This is a genomic window from Actinokineospora spheciospongiae, from assembly GCF_000564855.1.
In the GTDB taxonomy this organism is placed as follows: domain Bacteria; phylum Actinomycetota; class Actinomycetes; order Mycobacteriales; family Pseudonocardiaceae; genus Actinokineospora; species Actinokineospora spheciospongiae.
In genome coordinates this window covers 1-3,760 of the sequence record NZ_AYXG01000141.1, presented here as the reverse complement: position 1 = coordinate 3,760, position 3,760 = coordinate 1, and the positions used below count along the sequence as shown (strand labels likewise).

Here is a 3,760-nt window from a genome sequence, read left to right as displayed (position 1 = left end):
CCTGCACGCGTACGGCGTTCCCGTCGACTGGTCGGCGTTCTTCGCCGGGCTCGGGGCGCGGCGGGTCGAGCTACCCACCTACGCCTTCCAGCACCGGCGGTTCTGGCCCGAGCGGACCGGCGCCACCGGCGACGTGTCCGGCGCGGGCCTGGCCTCGGTGACCCACCCGCTGCTCGGCGCCGCCGTCGAACTGGCCGGGGGAGGGGACGCGGTGCTCACCGGCAGGCTGTCCGCCCGGTCGGTGCCGTGGCTGGCCGACCACGTCGTGCACGGCAGCATCCTCTTCCCGGGCACCGGTTTCGTGGAGCTGGCGCTGCGCGCCGCCGACGAGGTCGGCCTCGACCGCATCGACGAGCTGACCCTCGCCGTCCCCCTGGCCCTCCCCGAGGCGGGCGCCGTGCACGTCCAGGTGCGGGTCGAGGAGACCGACGAGCGCGGTCACCGCCGCCTCGGCGTGTTCTCCCGCGCCGAGGGCGCCGACGGCCCGTGGACGCAGCACGCGTTCGGCGCCCTCGCCGCCGCCGCGCCCACCGCCCCCGCCGACCTCGGGTCCTGGCCGCCCCCCGGCGCGGAACCCGTGCCGCTGGACGGCTTCTACGAGCGGCTGGCTGACCTGGGCTTCGGCTACGGCCCGGTGTTCCGCGGGCTGACGGCGGCGTGGCGGCGCGGCGGCGAGGTGTTCGCCGAGGTCGCGCTGCCCGAGCACGCCACCGGGCAGGCCGCCGCCTACGGCCTGCACCCGGCCCTCTTCGACGCCGTCCTGCACACCGCGACGCTGACCCAACCCAGCGATCGCAGCGTGCTGCCGTTCTCCTGGGAGGGCGTGACCCTGCACGCCGCCGCGGCGTCCTCGGCGCGGGTGGTGCTCACCGGCACCGAGACCGACGGTGTCGCCGTCACGGTCCTCGACGCCGCGGGCACCCTGGTCGCCACGGTCGACTCACTGGTGTTCCGCGAGGTCACCGCCGACCAGGTGGCGGGCGCCGGTGCCGCGGTCGACGCGCTCTACCGGCTCGACTGGTCGACGCCGGTGCGCGCCACCGCCGCGCCGGTCGCGGCCACCGTCGTCGGAGCCGACCCGCGCGGTGTGGCGGAACGGCTGCGCGCGGGTGGCGCCACGGTCACGACGGCGGCCGACCTCGCCTCGGTCGACGGGACACCCGACGCCGTCGTGGTGCCGCTGACGGCCGACGGCGACGTGGTCGCCGACACCCACGCCCTCACCAACCACGTCCTCGGCCTGCTCCAGCAGTGGTTGGCGACCGAGGCGTCCACCGGGGCACAACTGGTGTTCGTCGTGGACGGCGCGGTGGGCGCGGACCTGGCCACGGCCGGTCCGTGGGGGCTGGTGCGGACCGCCCAGACGGAGTACCCCGGCCGGTTCCTGCTGGTTGACGCGGATGCCGGGCCGCTGCCGCTGGGCGTCGTGCTGGGCACCGACGAACCGCAGGTGCGCGTGCGCGACGGCGCGGCCACGGCCGCCCGGCTGGCCCGCCTCCCCGCGCCCACGGCCACCGCGGGCTGGGACCCGGAGGCCACCGTCCTGATCACCGGCGGTACCGCCGGGCTGGGCGCGGCCCTGGCCCGCCACCTCGCCACCGAGCGCGGCGCGCGGCACCTGCTGCTGCTCAGCCGCCGCGGCGAACAGACCGAAGGGGTCGCCGAACTGGTGGCCGACCTGGCCGCAGTGGGTGCGACCGCGACCGTGCGCTCCTGCGACGTGACCGACCGGGACGCGCTCGCCGCGGTGCTGGTGGCGGTGCCCGCCGAGCACCCGGTGCGGGCCGTGGTGCACTCGGCCGGGGTGCTGGCCGACGGTGTCATCGACTCGCTGACCCCCGAGCACGTCGACACCGTGCTGCGGGTGAAGGTCGACGCCGCCTGGCACCTGCACGAGCTGACCGCCGACCTCGACGCGTTCGTGGTGTTCTCCTCGGTCGCGGCCACCCTCGGTTCGGCGGGCCAGGGCAACTACGCGGCGGGCAACGCCTTCCTCGACGCCCTCGCCGCCCACCGGCGGGCGGCCGGGCTGCCCGGCCTGGCGCTCGCCTGGGGCGCTTGGACGGCCGAAACCGGCATGACCGCCGGGCTCACCGACGCCGACCGGGCCCGCATCGCCCGCGACGGCCTGCCGCCGCTGTCGCTGGAGCAGGGCATGCGCCTGTTCGACGCGGCCGTGTCCGTGCCGGACGAGGCCGTGGTCGCACCGGTCCTGCTGGACCCGGCGGCCCTGCGGGCGCGCGGCGACGTGCCCGCGGTGCTGCGCGGCCTGGTGCGGACGCGGGGTCGCCGGGTGGCGGCGCGCGCGGCGGAGGCGGCGGGCGGGCTGGCCCGCACCCTGGCGGCGCTGTCTGCGGTCGAGCGCACCGAGATGCTGCTCGACCTGGTGCGCGGCCGGGTCGCGGTGGTGCTGGGCCACGCGGACGGCTTGTCGGTGGACCCGGCGCGGACGTTCCAGGAACTGGGCCTCGACTCGCTGACCGCGGTGGAACTGCGCAACGGCCTGTCCACGGCGACCGGGCTGCGGCTGCCCGCGACCCTGGTGTTCGACCACCCGACCTCGGCCGCGGTCGCCGAGCACCTGCTCGGCGAGCTGATCGGCGCCACCGAACCGGACGACACCGCACCCGTGCGGGCGCTGCCGCCACTGGCCGACGACCCGGTGGTGATCGTGGGCATGGCGTGCCGCTACCCGGGCGGGGTGTCCTCCCCGGAGGACCTGTGGCGGCTGGTCACCGACGAGGTCGACGCCGTGTCCGCGTTCCCGGACAACCGCGGCTGGGACGTGGAAGCCCTCTACGACCCGGACTCCGACCACCTGGGCACCTCCTACGTCCGCGACGCGCACTTCCTGCACGGGGCGGGCGAGTTCGACGCGGAGTTCTTCGGGATGAGCCCGGCCGAGGCACTGGCCACGGACTCGCAGCAGCGCCTGCTGCTGGAAACCTCCTGGGAGGCCGTGGAGCGGGCCGGGATCGACCCGGCCTCGCTGCGCGGCAGCCGCACCGGCGTGTTCGCGGGCGTCATGTACAGCGACTACGCGGACCTGCTCAACACCCCCGAGTTCGAGGGGTACCGGGGCAACGGCAGCTCGCCCAGCGTCGCCTCCGGCCGGGTGGCGTACTCGCTGGGCTTCGAGGGTCCCGCCGTCACGGTGGACACGGCGTGCTCGTCGTCGCTGGTGGCGGTGCACTGGGCGGCGCAGGCGCTGCGCTCCGGCGACTGCGGACTGGCGCTGGCCGGTGGCGTGACGGTCATGTCCACCCCGAAGACCTTCGTCGACTTCTCCCGGCAGCGCGGCATGTCCGTCGACGGCTCCTGCAAGCCGTACGCGGAGGCCGCCGACGGCGTCGGCTGGTCGGAGGGCGTCGGCGTGCTGGTGCTGGAGCGGCTGTCGGACGCCCGCCGCAACGGGCACCAGGTCTTGGCGGTGCTGCGGGGTTCGGCGGTGAACCAGGACGGCGCGTCGAACGGTCTCACGGCTCCCAACGGCCCGTCGCAGCAGCGGGTGATCCGCCAGGCGTTGGCGGGCGCGGGGCTGTCCCCGCGTGATGTCGATGTCGTCGAGGGCCACGGCACCGGCACGACACTGGGTGACCCGATCGAGGCGCAGGCGCTGTTGGCGACCTATGGCCGCGATCGGGAGACCCCGCTGTTGCTGGGGTCGATCAAGTCGAACATCGGGCACTCGCAGGCGGCGGCCGGTGTGGCGGGTGTGATCAAGGTGGTGCAGGCGATGCGGCACGGTGTGGTGCCCAGG

General features: G+C 75.9%; 1 protein-coding gene. It reads left to right on the top strand.

All coding sequences use genetic code 11. From position 1 onward, the window contains the following. The coding region (locus UO65_RS18920; RefSeq protein WP_035284472.1) for a type I polyketide synthase at positions 1 to 3,760 on the top strand (3,760 nt) is incomplete at both ends.